This is a genomic window from Burkholderia sp. Bp8984, assembly GCF_003853755.1.
In the GTDB taxonomy this organism is placed as follows: Bacteria; Pseudomonadota; Gammaproteobacteria; order Burkholderiales; family Burkholderiaceae; genus Burkholderia.
On record NZ_QTQN01000029.1, the window covers coordinates 1 to 14342 of the forward strand.

General features: G+C 65.8%; 16 protein-coding genes. 8 read left to right on the top strand and 8 right to left on the bottom strand.

The genetic code is table 11. The annotated features are described in order from the left end of the window. The first annotated feature begins 220 nt into the window (after positions 1-220). The 4 genes from DID98_RS25650 (at position 221) to DID98_RS25665 (ending at position 4023) form a co-directional block, all read left to right on the top strand. Positions 221-1438, top strand: a complete 1218-nt coding sequence (locus DID98_RS25650) for a DUF2863 family protein (RefSeq protein ID WP_044844642.1) — start codon at positions 221-223, stop codon at positions 1436-1438. A 208-nt stretch (positions 1439-1646) separates the two neighbouring features. After that, positions 1647-2483: a response regulator transcription factor gene (locus DID98_RS25655; protein WP_044844643.1), complete on the top strand. Its 837-nt coding sequence runs from the start codon at positions 1647-1649 to the stop codon at positions 2481-2483. A gap of 75 nt (positions 2484-2558) precedes the next feature. After that, the gene (locus DID98_RS25660; RefSeq protein WP_044844644.1) at positions 2559-3233 is read left to right on the top strand and encodes an energy-coupling factor ABC transporter permease; all 675 of its coding nucleotides are present in this window, start codon (positions 2559-2561) and stop codon (positions 3231-3233) included. Between the two features lie 136 nt (positions 3234-3369). Further along, positions 3370-4023 (top strand): BspC domain-containing protein, encoded by a 654-nt coding sequence (locus tag DID98_RS25665; protein ID WP_044844645.1) that lies wholly within the window; start codon positions 3370-3372, stop codon positions 4021-4023. An 82-nt stretch (positions 4024-4105) separates the two neighbouring features. On the opposite strand, the gene DID98_RS25670 is transcribed toward DID98_RS25665, so the two are convergent. Both DID98_RS25670 and yaaA read right to left on the bottom strand, forming a co-directional pair. Further along, positions 4106-5260: a M14-type cytosolic carboxypeptidase gene (locus tag DID98_RS25670; RefSeq protein WP_124487242.1), complete on the bottom strand. Its 1155-nt coding sequence runs from the start codon at positions 5258-5260 to the stop codon at positions 4106-4108. Between the two features lie 88 nt (positions 5261-5348). Further along, complete coding sequence (yaaA, locus tag DID98_RS25675; protein WP_059703381.1) at positions 5349-6131, bottom strand: peroxide stress protein YaaA; 783 nt, start codon at positions 6129-6131, stop codon at positions 5349-5351. Between the two features lie 57 nt (positions 6132-6188). Here yaaA and DID98_RS25680 point away from each other — a divergent pair, with 57 nt between their 5' ends. Further along, positions 6189-6686 (top strand): putative toxin-antitoxin system toxin component, PIN family, encoded by a 498-nt coding sequence (locus DID98_RS25680; RefSeq protein ID WP_124487240.1) that lies wholly within the window; start codon positions 6189-6191, stop codon positions 6684-6686. Between the two features lie 33 nt (positions 6687-6719). Continuing rightward, complete coding sequence (locus DID98_RS25685; protein WP_124571633.1) at positions 6720-7892, top strand: pyridoxal phosphate-dependent aminotransferase; 1173 nt, start codon at positions 6720-6722, stop codon at positions 7890-7892. Between the two features lie 49 nt (positions 7893-7941). Here DID98_RS25685 and DID98_RS25690 read toward each other — a convergent pair whose 3' ends face one another. Continuing rightward, positions 7942-8598, bottom strand: coding sequence for a glutathione S-transferase (locus tag DID98_RS25690; RefSeq protein WP_124487238.1), 657 nt, complete (start codon positions 8596-8598; stop codon positions 7942-7944). Positions 8599-8809: 211 nt separating this feature from the next. Here DID98_RS25690 and DID98_RS25695 point away from each other — a divergent pair, with 211 nt between their 5' ends. Then, positions 8810-9601, top strand: a complete 792-nt coding sequence (locus tag DID98_RS25695) for an oxepin-CoA hydrolase, alternative type (RefSeq protein ID WP_124571634.1) — start codon at positions 8810-8812, stop codon at positions 9599-9601. Between the two features lie 174 nt (positions 9602-9775). Continuing rightward, positions 9776-10468 carry a glutathione binding-like protein gene (locus DID98_RS25700; protein ID WP_124571635.1) on the top strand — a complete coding sequence of 231 codons (693 nt, stop codon included), beginning with the start codon at positions 9776-9778 and terminating at the stop codon, positions 10466-10468. A gap of 51 nt (positions 10469-10519) precedes the next feature. Here the strand turns inward: DID98_RS25700 and DID98_RS25705 are convergent, their stop codons facing one another. From DID98_RS25705 to DID98_RS25725, 5 genes are read right to left on the bottom strand one after another with little or no spacing between them, the layout of a single operon-like run. Further along, positions 10520-10996: a MaoC family dehydratase gene (locus DID98_RS25705; protein WP_124487235.1), complete on the bottom strand. Its 477-nt coding sequence runs from the start codon at positions 10994-10996 to the stop codon at positions 10520-10522. Further along, the gene (locus DID98_RS25710) at positions 10993-11454 is read right to left on the bottom strand and encodes a MaoC family dehydratase (RefSeq protein WP_044844653.1); all 462 of its coding nucleotides are present in this window, start codon (positions 11452-11454) and stop codon (positions 10993-10995) included. Before DID98_RS25710 ends, DID98_RS25705 begins: the two co-directional genes overlap by 4 nt. 34 nt (positions 11455-11488) lie before the next feature. Further along, positions 11489-12622 carry an acyl-CoA dehydrogenase family protein gene (locus tag DID98_RS25715; RefSeq protein ID WP_124522496.1) on the bottom strand — a complete coding sequence of 378 codons (1134 nt, stop codon included), beginning with the start codon at positions 12620-12622 and terminating at the stop codon, positions 11489-11491. Between the two features lie 19 nt (positions 12623-12641). Further along, the gene (locus tag DID98_RS25720; protein WP_124571636.1) at positions 12642-13838 is read right to left on the bottom strand and encodes an acyl-CoA dehydrogenase family protein; all 1197 of its coding nucleotides are present in this window, start codon (positions 13836-13838) and stop codon (positions 12642-12644) included. A 54-nt stretch (positions 13839-13892) separates the two neighbouring features. Beyond that, complete coding sequence (locus DID98_RS25725) at positions 13893-14315, bottom strand: DUF1178 family protein (RefSeq protein WP_006756910.1); 423 nt, start codon at positions 14313-14315, stop codon at positions 13893-13895. Positions 14316-14342: the final 27 nt, after the last annotated feature.

The following is a 14342-nucleotide window of genomic DNA, read 5'->3' on the forward strand; positions in this document are numbered from 1 at the left end:
CCGACAGCACCGCTTCCCTTCTTCTCCCGCGCCGCGTTTCCGTTAGCGCGAAAGAGGCGTGATTCTAAGCACCTGCCGGCAATCGCGCAAGGGGTTCGATGGATTTTTCTTTCATCCCCGCCGATTCGGCCTTCCGGCCATGCCGGAGCACGAGACCGCTTATGGCGCAAAGAACGGACTAGAATGTGAGGTTCTTCGCCTCTTTCTATACGTATTTAATATGCGCCAGCGAATCGCCAAACGCCTCCCCCCCGACGCCGACAAACTGGTCGGCCTGTCGCTTGCGCTCTTCGCCTCGGGCAGTCGCATCGAGGATCGCTTCTGGGAAGCGAAGCTCGATGCGCTGCTTGCCAAGATTGTTCGCAACGGCAACCAGACCACGCTCGACGCAGCACTCGACCATCTGCAGCAGAACCACCCAGACGCCTATGGCGCGCTCGCCGACATGGCCGAGACGCATAGCGAATCGATGGTGATCGAACACGACGGCCAGCCGTACGATGCGCTGCTGGTCGCCGTTCCCGTTCTCGCCTGGACGCGCTACATGATTCCGTCGGGCCCGCTGAAAGGCGACGTCGCCGACGCACTGCGCACGCACCTGCAGGCGCACGTGCTCGCCACCGGCACGCTCGTCGGGCTGGCCCCGTTCCTGTACAGCATCGACCAGTTGCCGCGTCACCACGTCGAGACCTATCGGCTCGCCCAGCAGCTCGCACACGCGGCGCTCGGCCAGCACGCAGCCAAGCTCAGCTTCGGCGACCTGCCCGAAACCTCACCGATCCTGGCCGACCCACGCTTCCTGCTCGCCGTCGTCGCCGCGCCGGCCGGCGCACCGCTGTTTCGCTGGCAGGAGGAAGAACACGGCAACCGGATCGAACGCGGCCAGTGTCTCGAGCAATGGACTGCCCAGGGCGGCCCGAACCTGTCGGCTGCCCTGCCCGGCTGCGAGTTCGAATGCCTGCTTCCGGACGCGTACTACTCGGCCTGCCGCGATGCGGACGAGCGCATCCGTCCGCACACGGTCCGAACGGCCATCCGTTATCTTTTCGACACACTTGGTGCGGCACCGCAAGAGCTGCGCGCGGTGGTCGCGGGCTTCGGCGAGCGCCGGATCGACGAGTATCGCGTCGGCTTCACGCGACGTGCCAGCAACGACGTGATCTATGGCGTCGTGTGGCCGCTGTACGGTCGCGAGAACGGCGACGTGTCGATCGACAGCGCGACGCTGGAAGGCGAAGCCCCGATCGAAGGGCCGCTCGAGGAGATCGTGAGTCTGTTGAAGGAATGCGGCGTAACCGACGTCCGCCGGCACGCAGGCCGCTTCGAGCCCGAGTACTGCGACGACTGCGGCGTGCCGCTCTATGCGGATCCGCTCGGCGAGATCGTCCACGCGGAAATGCCGGAAGACGCATCGCCCGCCCAGCCGCACTTTCACTGATCATGCAAGGCAGGCCCGCTGAGCCTGCCCAACGAAGCCGCTCCCGGTTCCTGCCGGAGCGGCTTTTTTTCGTCCGCATTTCCCTCACGCGAAATTTCAGACTTTTCCTAATCCTTTCAGCCAAGCAGACATCGTGTAAGGTTTTTGTCATTATCGGAGCCACCCCATGCCGACGGCAGCTCAATGACTCACCTTACGGAGGTTGAATATGCGGTTCCTGGTGCTTAACTCAGACGCCGAACGGCGTGACGGACTGAAAGCCCTGCTGCGGCAGATCGACCGTCACGCCCGCATCAACGATGCACCCGATGGTTTCCAGGCGCGCCGGCTGCTGCGCACCCAGCGTTTCGACCTCGTTGCCATCGACTGGCTGGACGTCGGGCGGCACAGCGAACTCCAGGCGCTCTGCAGCGCCTGCTCGCCGACGCCCGCCGCGGTGCTGATCGACGAATCCACGCCGGAGGCCATCCAGCGCTTCTACAACTACGGCGTCGCGGGCGTGATCCCGCACTCCACACGGCCGCACCTGATCGTGCGGGCGCTCGAAATGGTTCTGCTGGGCGGCCATTACATCCCGCCGATCGCGCTCAGCCTCCTGCCTTCCGCCGCCGCGGCGCGTCACGATGCCCATTTCCAGACGCTCGCCGGATCGCTGCCGCGCCGCCCGCCAAGCAGCCTCCTGTCGCCTAGACAGGCGCAGATCATGCGCTTCGTCCATATGGGCAGCACCAACAAGATGATCGCCCGCACGCTCGGCATCAGCGAAGGCACCGTGAAGATCCACCTCGCCAGCATCTTCCAGCAGCTGGGCGCGGCAAACCGCGCTGCCGCAGTCGCGATCTACAACGGCTGGCTGTCGCCCCATCTCGAGGTGCTGCTGGCGAACCGCGATCGTGCAAGCAAGCCCGTCATCGGCGAACGCGGCCCGGTCCCCCTGCGCAAGCAACGGAACGACCGTCCATACCCGCTGCCTGCCGCGGACACCAGCACTCGCGACCTGCCGCTCGCGGCCGAACCGCGGGCGCGGTTTCGGCGCGACCGCTGATCGGACAGTCTCGATATTGCGACGGTCGACATGTGCGGATTCCCACCTTTGATGCTCAACGAGTAATATGGACCCATGGGTTTTCTTTTCACACCGCTTCCGCTCTGGGTTGGCATCGGTGGCTGGATCGCCGCCGTGGCGCTGCTCGTGCTCGCGCTCTGGAATCGTCCCTTCGTCCGGCTGCAGGACGCAACGCTCCAGCACGTGTGGCTCGCGCTCGTCACTGCGATCACGGTGCTGTGGGCCTCGAATGCGTGGCTCGAAGATGGCATCGTCATGCACCTGCTCGGCGCGACGCTGCTCGTCACGCTGTTCGACTGGACGCTTGCGCTGATCGCGATGGGTGCCGTCACGGCCGTCGCCGCGATCGTCTTCGATGCGCCGTGGCAAGGCATCGGTCTCACCTATCTGATCTACGGCGCGCTACCGGTCGCCGTGTCCGCGTTGCTGCAACGCGCCGCGATCGCGTGGCTCCCCCACAACCTCGCATCGTTCATCATCGGCCAGGGGTTCCTGTCACCGGCCATCGCGATCGTCTCGGTCGCCGCGGCCGCGGCCGGTGTCCAGCTCGCGCTCGCGGACGGCGTGCCCGTCGTGATTCCCGCCGGCTATCTGCTGAACACAGCGCTGCTCGCGCTCGGCGAAGCGTGGTTCACCGGCATGGCCACTGCGCTCATCGCTGTCTATCGTCCGGCGTGGGTCACGACGTTCGACGTTCGGCGCTATCGCCTCGGCGGCCCGCGCGCCTGAACGCGCCGGCCCCGATGCGAACGGTGCGCGCGGCGATCCGTTTGCGCAGCGCGGGAGAGTGCAACGCCTACTGCCGCACAACTTTTTTACGCTAAGATTGAACTCCTGATCTTCATCGGGCATCTATACGTGCCCGATGCCTCATTTGCTCCTCACCAATAACCAGATGGACAGCTCACCTGCCTCGCTCCGGATTTTCCGGGCGCTCGGCAAGCTGGCGGCCTGTGTCGCGGGCCTGTCGCTTGCGCTTCCGGCACCGGTATTCGCCGACCTCCTCGACCAGCGCTCCGAACTGATCAACAAATTCGTCAACGAGATGCACGCCGATCCGATCGTCGCCGATTGTGCGGCGCACGGCAGCTTCATCGCCAGCACGTCGTCGGCCTTCGATCGCGTCGACTTCGCGCCGAACGCGTTCGAAAACGGCAAGGCGACGATCACGCCGTGGAACGATTCGTTCGATCAGGGCAAGCAGCGCGTGAAGGTCGACAACATCGTTACCGTGGATGGCCTTGGCGTCCACAGCGACGGCAGCGACCCGACACCGCTGAAATTCCGCTGCGGCTACGTCGGTCAGCAAATGCTTGCGTTCAGCTGGAACGATCCCGTGCCGCCGCTGAAGCCGCGCGTCGAGCGTCCGTCGTCGTCGACGAAGAAGTTCAACGGCAAGTCACACCGCGGCAAGGTGAAGGCCAAGGCATCCGGCCGCACCGGCAAGAAAGCCGTCGCAACGAAAAAATCCAGCGGCCAGAAGAATGCCGTGAAGAAGAAAACCGCGAAGAAGTCCTGATACGGCGGAGCGGCAACGACAGAAGCCAAAAAGCCGGCACATCATGCGATGCGCCGGCTTTTTCATATCGACGACGATGCGCTTACGCGAACGTCTCGACGTGCACCAGGATTGCCGCCAGCATTGCAGCGCCAAGCGCCGCGCTCCGTTCGCCATTCCAGCCGACCCGCTCGTCGGGCAAGTTCGCGTTGTCCTTGAACGGCATCTCGAGCGTCAGCGACAGGCAGCCGAACTGATGGCCGATGTACTTCGACGCGAGCTTGAGCGCGTCTTCCTTGTACTTGCTCGCCGCATAGCCGTGCTCGGTCTGGAAATCCGGGCTCGCGACCTTGAACGCTTCGATGAACGCGGTCTGCTCTCTGCCCTGCTGCTCGGTAAAGCTCGGCAGCATCTCCGAACCCGCAACGAACACGTACGGCAGATCTTCGTCGCCGTGAATGTCGAAGAACATGTCGCAGCCGATCGCATGGATCGCATCGCGCACGGCCAGCACTTCGGGGCTGCGCTCGGCATCGGGCTCCATCCACTCGCGATTCAGGTTCGCGCCCGCCGCGTTGGTGCGCAAGTTGCCGTGCACGCTGCCGTCCGGATTCATGTTCGGGACGATGTAGAACGTCGCGCGGTCGTACAGCTTGCGCGCCACCGGATCGCCCGCCCAGTCGCCCCATCCGGCCAGCCGCTTGACGAGCCCTTCGACGAACCACTCGGCCATCGTCTCGCCCGGGTGCTGGCGCGCGATGATCCATACCTTCTTCTTCGGTGCCCCGTCGACTTCCGGCGTACCGAGCGTCAGCAGCGACATCGGACGGCCTTCGACCGTGCGGCCGAGTTCGACGACGCTCGCCTGCGGCAATTGCTGAACCGCGCCGAGGAACGCCGCATGGCGCTCTTCCGAGTACGGCTCGAAATACGCGTAGTAGATGCTGTCGAACTCGGGCGCATGGTCGATGGTCATCGTCTTGCCGTCGAATGTCGTCGGCACGCGGAACCAGTCGACCCGGTCGTAGCTCGCGACTGCACTGTAGTTGCGCCATCCCGACGGATACGCGCATTCGGCTGCATTCTCGAACGACATCACGCACCGCTCGCCGCGCGCGCCCGTCAGGCGAAAGTAGAACCATTGCGCGAATTCCGAGCGGTTGTCGCCACGTATGCGCAGCCGGATCGCGTCCGGGCTATCGCACGACACGACGTCGACGGCGCCTGCGTCGAAATTGCTGGTGATCGAAAGGGTCATCTGTCTCTCCAATTGCGACCGGAGCGGGCGGTCTGCCACGTGTCCGGCCTCATGCATGCACCGGCCGTCTCGTGAACGGCCGGCTCGGTCACTCGCCGATTCGCCGGCGATATACGTAAGTCGAATCGTTCGACGCAGCGGCATCGAACGCGTAGTCTTCCACCGCGAAATCCTTCAGCGCGGCCGGCTCGGAGATGCGGTTCTCGACGATATAGCGCGCCATCAGGCCACGGGCGCGTTTCGCATGGAAGCTGATGATCTTGTAGCGGCCGCCCTTCCAGTCCTCGAACACCGGCGTGACGATCGGCGCGGCCAGCAGTTTCGGCTTGACCGACTTGAAGTACTCGGTCGACGCGCAGTTGACCAGCACACGTGCCGCGCCGCTGCGCGTCTCGAGCTGCTCGTTCAGTGCCCGCGTGATGCGGTCGCCCCAGAACGCATACAGATCCTTGCCGCGCGCGTTCGCGAAACGCGTGCCCATCTCGAGCCGGTACGGCTGCAGCAGGTCGAGCGGGCGCAGCAGCCCGTACAGGCCCGACAGCACGCGCACATGCTGCTGCGCATAGTCGAGATCGGCGGCCGACAGCGATTTGGCATCGAACCCTTCGTACACGTCGCCGTTGAACGCGAGCACCGCCTGCTTCGCATTGGCCGTCGTGAAGGTCGGCGACCAGTCCGCGTAGCGCTGGAAGTTCAGCCGCGCGAGCGGATCGGAGATGTCCATCAGCGTCGAGATATCCTGCGGCGACAGCTTGCGCAGGCCGTCGATCAGTTCCGACGCATCGTCGACGAATGCAGGCTTCGTGTAAGACGGGACGTGGGCGGGCGTATCGTAGTCGAGGGATTTGGCTGGGGAGAGAACGATTATCATAGAGGCTCGCTGGCACGCCGTGCCTTGCGGTCAGACGAAAACCACCGATTGTAACGAATGACCCGCTCCCTCGCCCCGCATGCCGCACATCGCGTCGTGCTCGACTCGAACGTCTGGATCGACATACTCGTATTCGACGACCCGGCCACCCGCCCGATCCGGGCTGCGCTCGAACGCGGCACGCTGGCCGCCGTGATCGACGGCCGCTGCCTGAACGAACTCGAGCTCGTGCTCGACTATCCGCAGTTCCAGGCGCGCGCGATCGACAAGGCCGAAGCGCTCGCGACCGTCGCCCGCCTGACGCGCCTCGTCGAGCCGCCGCCCGTCGACGCCGACGCGCCGCCGCTGCCGAAGTGCAAGGACCGCGACGATCAGAAGTTTCTCGAGCTCGCGCGCGCCGCGCAGGCCGACTGGCTCGTGTCGAAGGACCGTGCGCTGCTCAAGCTCGCGAAGCGCACCGCACGCGACTTCGGCTTCCGGATCGCGCAGCCCGCGCCATTTACCGAAGCCTGCGCGCTCGATGCCGCGTCGGCCCCCACCACCACGCCGGCCTGACGAGCCCGGCGCCACCCGCTTGCGACCGTATCGATGAACGCTCCTACCGACATGCCTACGACTCCCGTTTTCCCCTCGCGCCTGCCGAACGTCGGCACGACGATCTTCACGGTGATGAGCGCGCTCGCCGCCGAGAAAGGCGCCGTGAACCTCGGCCAGGGCTTCCCGGATTTCGACTGCGACCCGCGCATCGTCGACGCGGTCGCGGCCGCGATGCGCAACGGTCACAACCAGTATCCGCCGATGGCCGGCGTCGCGCCGTTGCGCGATGCGATCGCCGACAAGATCGCGCAGGTCTACGGCCGGCGCTACGATCCGGCCACCGAGATCACGGTCACGGCCGGCGCGACGCAGGCCCTGCTGACGGCGATCCTGTGCGCGGTGCATCCCGGCGACGAAGTGATCGTCGTCGAACCGACCTACGACAGCTATCTGCCTTCGATCGAACTGGCCGGCGGCAAACCCGTGTTCGTCACGCTGGAAGCGCCCGACTATGCGATCCCGTTCGATCGCCTGGCCGCCGCGATCACGCCGAAGACGCGGATGATCATGATCAACACGCCGCACAACCCGACCGGCACCGTGTGGCGCGAGGCCGACATGCGCAGGCTCGAGGAGATCGTGCGCGGCACCCACGTGCTGATCCTGTCGGACGAAGTGTACGAACACATGGTCTACGACGGCGCGCGGCACGAGAGCGTCGCGCGCTACCCGGACCTGGCCGCGCGCAGCTTCATCGTGTCGAGCTTCGGGAAGACCTACCACGTGACGGGCTGGAAGGTCGGCTACGTCGCGGCGCCTGCCGCGCTGACCGCGGAGTTCCGCAAGGTCCATCAGTTCAACGTGTTCACGGTGAACACGCCGATGCAGATCGGGCTCGCCGACTACCTGCGCGATCCGGCGCCGTACCTGACGCTGGCCGGCTTCTACCAGAAGAAGCGCGACTTCTTCCGCGCCGGCCTCGAGCGCACGCGCTTCAAGCTGCTACCGTGCACCGGCACGTACTTCCAGTGCGTCGACTATTCGGCGATCAGCGATCTGCCCGAAGCGGAATTCTCGAAGTGGCTCACATCGGAAATCGGCGTGGCGGCGATTCCGGTGTCGGCGTTCTACCACGAGCCGCACGAGTCGGGCGTCGTGCGCTTCTGCTTTGCAAAGCAGGAAGGCACGCTCGCATCCGCACTCGAACGGCTCGCGCGCCTGTAAGGCTTGCCTCGGCAGCCGGGCGCGGCACGACATCGCGCCCGCACCGCGCTTACGAACGCGCGGCGCTCGCCGCCTCGACGTAGGCCTTGCGATCGGCCGCCACGCGCTGCGCGGCCGGCCGCTCGCCGACCAGCTTAGCGTGCGCCTTCCAGTCGATGCCGGCGTCGAGCAGGAAATCGCGGCCGAAGACGGCCTTCGTCGCCATCCCGATCACCGGCAGGTGGATCGCTGCGGCAATGTCCGCAAGACTGAACGTGTCACCGAGCACGTACGGCGAGAACTGCGTCATCCGCTTGAACGCATCGATCGCGCGCGGCAGGCGCTTCTCGACGTGCGCCTTCATCCCGTCGCTGACCTTGCCGCCGAAAAACGCTTCCGTATAGACCTCGCGCGCGGTCCATTCGAGATACAGCTCGAGCGTCTCGACGAGTTCGCGCACCTTCGCGGCCGCGAACGGCCCGGCCGGGAAAATGGCCTTGTCGGGAAAACGCGCGGCCAGATACTCGATGATCACCTGCGACTCGAACAGCGCGCCCTCTTCCGTCTTCAGGAACGGAATCTTGCCGAGCGGCGAATCGGCAAGCAGTGCCGGATCGTTGATCGGCAGACCGCATGCCGATTCCTCGAACGGGATGCCATGCTCGAGCAGGACGAACTTCACCTTGTTGTAATAGTTGGACAACGGAATACCGCACAGCTGTAGCATCGGAGTCTCCTTCGTTGCTGAGGCGCGGCCACAGTGATGCCGGCCGCATCGGGATGCGTCGCGCTGAAAAGCACGTTCGTGCTAGTCTAAAGCAGTTTCGCGTCCGTCAAGACAACGATACATCCGCTGCGGCATCACCCTCACGGGTAGGCGCGCAAGCCCGCGCAACATGCGGCGCCGCAACCCCGCCATTCGATGGAGACACACTCGCATGAGTGCTGAACTGCTGGCCTCGCGTCCGCCCGAAAGCGAATCGACGCTCGTCCTCACGCTGTCCAATCCCGGCGCGCGCAACGCGCTGCATCCCGACATGTATGCGGCCGGCGTCGAAGCGCTCGCCACCGCCGAGCGCGATCCCGCGATTCGCGCGGTCGTGCTCACGGGGGCCGATCGTTTCTTTTGCGCGGGTGGCAACCTGAACCGGCTGCTCGACAACCGCTCGAAGGATCCGTCCTACCAGGCCGACAGCATCGATCAGCTCGGCGCGTGGATCACGGCGCTGCGCGCAACGACGAAGCCCGTGATCGCGGCCGTCGAAGGCGCCGCGGCCGGCGCGGGCTTCTCGCTCGCGCTCGCGTGCGACCTGATCGTTGCCGCGCACGATGCGAAGTTCGTGATGTCGTACGCACGCGTCGGCCTCACGCCCGACGGCGGCGGCTCGTGGTTCCTCGCACGTGCGCTGCCGCGAGCGCTCGCCGCCGAAATCCTGTTCGAGGGCAAGCCTGTCGCGGCCGAACGCCTGCATGCGCTCGGCGTCGTCAACCGGCTCGCCGCGCCCGGTGCCGCGCTGTCCGACGCGCTCGCGTGGGCCGACTCGCTTGCCGGCATCTCGCCGAACGCGCTGACACGCATCAAGTCATTGCTCGACGATGCGACCGCGCAGCCGCTCGATACGCACCTCGGCACCGAGCGCGATCACTTCGTCGCGTCACTGCATCACGCGGACGCGTTCGAAGGCATTACCGCATTTCTCGAGAAACGCCAGCCGCGCTACAAGCGCTGATCCGGCGCGCGGCCACCGCTCGAACGCCGGTTCCGCCGCCTCGGCGACACGCGCGCGCAGGCGCGTGGCCGCACGTTGCCGTCGCCTGCAGCCCGCATCGATCCATGCTCTAATGACCGCCTGTCGCGGCGCCCTGTCGGCGCCGTTTTCGCGCATGCAATAAAGGAGTTGACGATGATCGACGTCTACAGCTGGGCGACCCCGAACGGCCACAAGGTACACATCATGCTCGAGGAAACAGGCCTCGCGTATCGTGCGCATCCGGTCGATATCGGTGCGGGCGACCAGTTCGAGCCCGAATTCCTGAAGATCAGCCCGAACAACAAGATCCCCGCGATCGTCGACGCGGACGGCCCCGGCGGCAAGCCGATCTCGCTGTTCGAATCCGGCGCGATCCTCATTTACCTGGCGGAAAAGACCGGCAAGTTCCTGCCGACCGAGCCGGCCGCGCGCTACGCGACGCTCGAATGGCTGATGTTCCAGATGGGCGGCGTCGGCCCGATGCTCGGCCAGGCGCATCACTTCCGGCTGTATGCGCCGGAGAAGATCGAGTACGCGGTCAATCGCTACACGAACGAAGCGAAACGCCTGTACAACGTGATGGAAAAGCGCCTCGGCGAATCCGACTATCTCGCGGGCGACACGTACACGATCGCGGACATTGCGACGTTCCCGTGGACGCGTTCGTGGCAAAACCAGGGCATCGTGCTCGACGAACTGCCGAACGTGAAGCGCTGGCATGAAGCCATTGCCGCGCGTGCCGCCGTGCAGCGCGGCGTCGAAGTACTCGCGTCGCTGCGCAAGCCGCTGCAGGACGACAAGGCACGCGAGATGCTGTTCGGCGCGACGCAATACGCGAAGCACTGAAGCACCGCGCGCCCTGCGACGCAGCGGCATCCGTCGCTGCCGCCGCGCGCATCAGAAGTAGTGCAGCGTAATGAATTCCGCCGAACAAACGAGCAACGGCGCATCCGGACGCTCGACCTGCATCGACACCGACCACGTCACCTGCACGCCGCCCCGCGCGGCCTGCGCGGCCTCCTTCACCGCGAACAGCGCGCGCACGCGCGCGCCGACCGGCACCGGCTTCAGGAACCGCACGCGGTTCAGTCCGTAGTTCACGCCCATCTTCTGCTCGAAGCGCATCGCATCGGTCATCAGCGCGGGAATCAGCGACAGCGTCAGGAAGCCGTGCGCGATCGGGCCGCCGAACGGCGACTCGCGCCGCGCACGCTCGGGATCGACGTGAATCCACTGGTGATCGCCGGTCGCGTCGGCGAACCCGTCGACCCGGCGCTGGTCGATCTCGACCCAGCCGCTCGCGAGCGGTTCCGCGCCGACCCGCTCGAGCAGCGCTTGCGTCGACGCGATCAGCGGCAATGTCACGTCCGTCATGCACCCGCTCCTTGCGGATGGCGCAGCCCGAAGATCACCTTGGTATGCACGGTGATCACCGTGTCGCCGGCACCGTTGAGGCCGATCCACTCCGTCGACACGATGCCGCGATCGGGCTTGCTCGCCGACACGCGCTTGTCGTGGACCTTCTGGTACATCGTGATCGTGTCGCCGGCACGCACGGGCTTGAGCCAGCGGATCGAATCGATGCCGGGCGAGCCCATGCTGGTCGAATCCGGCCCGAGCTTCTTGATGAGCAGGCTCATGAACACCGAACACGTATGCCAGCCGCTCGCGACCAGTCCACCGAACGGCGAGGCCTTGCCGGCTTCCTCGTCGAGGTGGAACGGCTGCGGATCGTAGCGTTGCGCGAACGCCTTGATGTCGTCCGGTTCGAACGTATAGCGGCCGATTTCGGTCGTACTGCCGACTTCCAGATCTTCGTAACTGATACCCACTGTCTATCTCCTGTAGCGCGCTCGCGCGTCGCCGTCATGCCGCGTCGGTCTGCGCGAAATCCGGCAGGGCCGCGATGCGCGCAAGGTGATGATCGGTGTCGCCGAGGGTCGTCTCGATGATCGACAGCCGCTTGAACAGGTGTGCGGCGGCGACCTCGTTGGTCACGCCCATGCCGCCGTGCAGTTGCACGGCCTGCTGGCCGACGAAGCGCGCGGCCGCGCCGACCCGCGCCTTCGCGGCCGACACCGCCTTGCGCCGCGCGTCGGCGTCGCCGCCCGCGTAACGCACGGCGGCCAGGTAGGTCAGCGAACGCGCCTGCTCGGCGTGAATCAGCATGTCGACCATCCGGTGCTGCAGCGCCTGGAAGCGCGCGATCGGCACGCCGAACTGTTCGCGCGTCTTCGTGTATTCGACCGTCGCGCGGTTCAGTTCGTCGAGTGCGCCGACCGCTTCCGCGCAGAGCAGGAAGGTCGCGTAATCGGCAATCTGCTCGAGTGCGGCCGCATCGCGTGCGCCGCCCGTCAACTGCCGCGCGGGCGTTTCCTTGAACTCGATCGTCGCGGCGCGCTGGCCGTCGATCGTCCGGTAGTCGACGAGCTGCACGCCCGCGGCATCGCGATCGACGACGAACAGGCCGATTCCGCCGCCGTCGACGCGCGCGGGCACGATCCACACATGGGCCTGTGCGCCGTGCTGAACGATCGACTTGATGCCGGTCAGCCGGGACGTGCCGCCATGCTCGCGCGCATGCGTTTCGAGTTCGTACAGGTCGTAGCGCGCCCGCGGTTCGTGGAATGCAACGGCAACGCGCTTCTGCCCTTGTGCGACCGCTTCCAGCAGCGCGGCATCGTCGCCCGTGCCGGACCCGGCGATGCGCAGCGCCTCGATACCGACCGCGGTCGCCCAGTACGGCTCGACCACGAGTGCTCGGCCGAGCTCCTGCATCGCGACCAGCATGTCGACCGGGCCGCCGCCGAATCCGCCATGTGCGTCGGGCACGGGCAGCGCGGTCAGGCCCAGCTCCGCGAATGCGCTCCATTGTGCATCCGACACGCCCGCCTCGCTGCGCACGATGGCCTGGCGCGCGTCGAAACCGTATTGCTCGCCGAGATAACGGCGCAGCGCGTCGGCGAACTGTTGCTGCTCGTCGGTAAAGCTGAAATCCATGGTTGTCTCCGTTCCCTGATCACAGCCCCAGGATCATCTGCGCGATGATGTTCTTCTGAATCTCGTTCGAACCACCGTAGATCGAAGTCTTCCGGTAATTGAAGTAGTACGCGGCGAGCGGCGCCGCATCGTCGTCGCCCGCGCTGCTGTGTTCGCGCTCGCCCTCGAGGAACGGGACATCGAATGGCGCGGCGAGCGGCCCGATCGCCTCGAACATCAGCTCGGTGAGCGCCTGCTGCACCTCGGTGCCCTTGATCTTCAGCATCGATGCCTCGGGGCCCGGCCCCTTGCCGCTCGTCTCGCGGCTCACGACGCGCAGCACCGTCACCTCGAGCGCCATCAGCTCGACCTCGAGCGCCGCGATCTTCGCGGCAAATACGGAATCGGCGAGCAACGGCTTGCCGTTCTTGCGCTGGTTCGACGCCACGCGCTTCAGGAATGCGAGCTCGCGCTTCGACGCGCCGACGCGTGCAATGCCGGTGCGCTCGTGGCCCAACAGGTATTTCGCGTAGGTCCAGCCGCGGTTTTCATCGCCGACGAGATTCTCGACGGGCACCTTCACGTCCTCGAAGAACACCTCGTTGACTTCGTGATCCTCGTCGAGCGTGATGATCGGACGCACGGTGATGCCGGGCGTCTTCATGTCGATCAGCAGGAACGAGATGCCCTCCTGCTTCTTCGCCGCCGGATCGGTGCGCACGAGACAGAACATCATGTCCGCGTACTGGCCGAGTGTCGTCCAGGTCTTCTGGCCGTTGACGACGTAGTGATCGCCGTGGCGTTCGGCGCGCGTGCGCAGCGATGCGAGATCCGATCCGGAGCCCGGCTCCGAGTAGCCCTGGCACCACCAGTCGGTGCCGTCGAGAATGCGCGGCAGATAATGGCGCTTCTGCGCTTCGCTGCCGTATTTCATCAGCACCGGCGCGACCATCGACACGCCGAACGGCAGCACGGTCGGCGCGCCGATGCGCGCGCACTCCTCATCCCAGATGTGCCGCTGCGTCGCGTTCCAGTCCGGGCCACCGTATTCGGCCGGCCACGCGGGCGCGGACCAGCCGCGCTGGCCGAGAATCCGGTGCCAGCTCGCGAAATCCTCGCGGTCGAGTCGTTTGTGATCGAGTACCTTGGCGCGCAGTGCGTGAGGCAGATTGGCCTCGAGCCAGGCGCGGACGTCGACGCGGAACGCGTCGTCGGCGGGGGAATAATCCAGATCCATGCGCAGTGTCTCCTGGCCGCGGCCGTCCGGGCCGCCAAGGACACACTGCATACGTCATTGCAGCGGTTCTTTCAGCGCGGCAGGAATCGGCAGCGGCATCACGTCGATGCCTTCTTCGGCCAAGGATTGCGCATCCTCCGGCGTCGTGACGCCACGAATGCTGCGTGCCGGCGCCTCGTTGTAATGGATGCGCCGCGCTTCCTCGGCGAAGCGCTCGCCCACGTTCTCGGTCTTCTCCAGCACCTCGCGCAGCGCGCGCATCACCTGCGCCTGCAGCGCACGCGGATCGGCCGGCTGTGCCTGCGTCGCGCCCGACAGGTTCAGGCGAGGCGCCGACGGCATCCGGTTGATCTCGGTCGTCCCGCACACCGGACATTCGACCAGCTTGCGGGACAACTGCGCTTCGAACTCATCGGCGGAAGCGAACCAGCCTTCGAACCGATGGCCGTGCGGGCACTGTAAATCGAGGACCTTCATGCTGAATCAGGGCGTGTGACGAGTGTA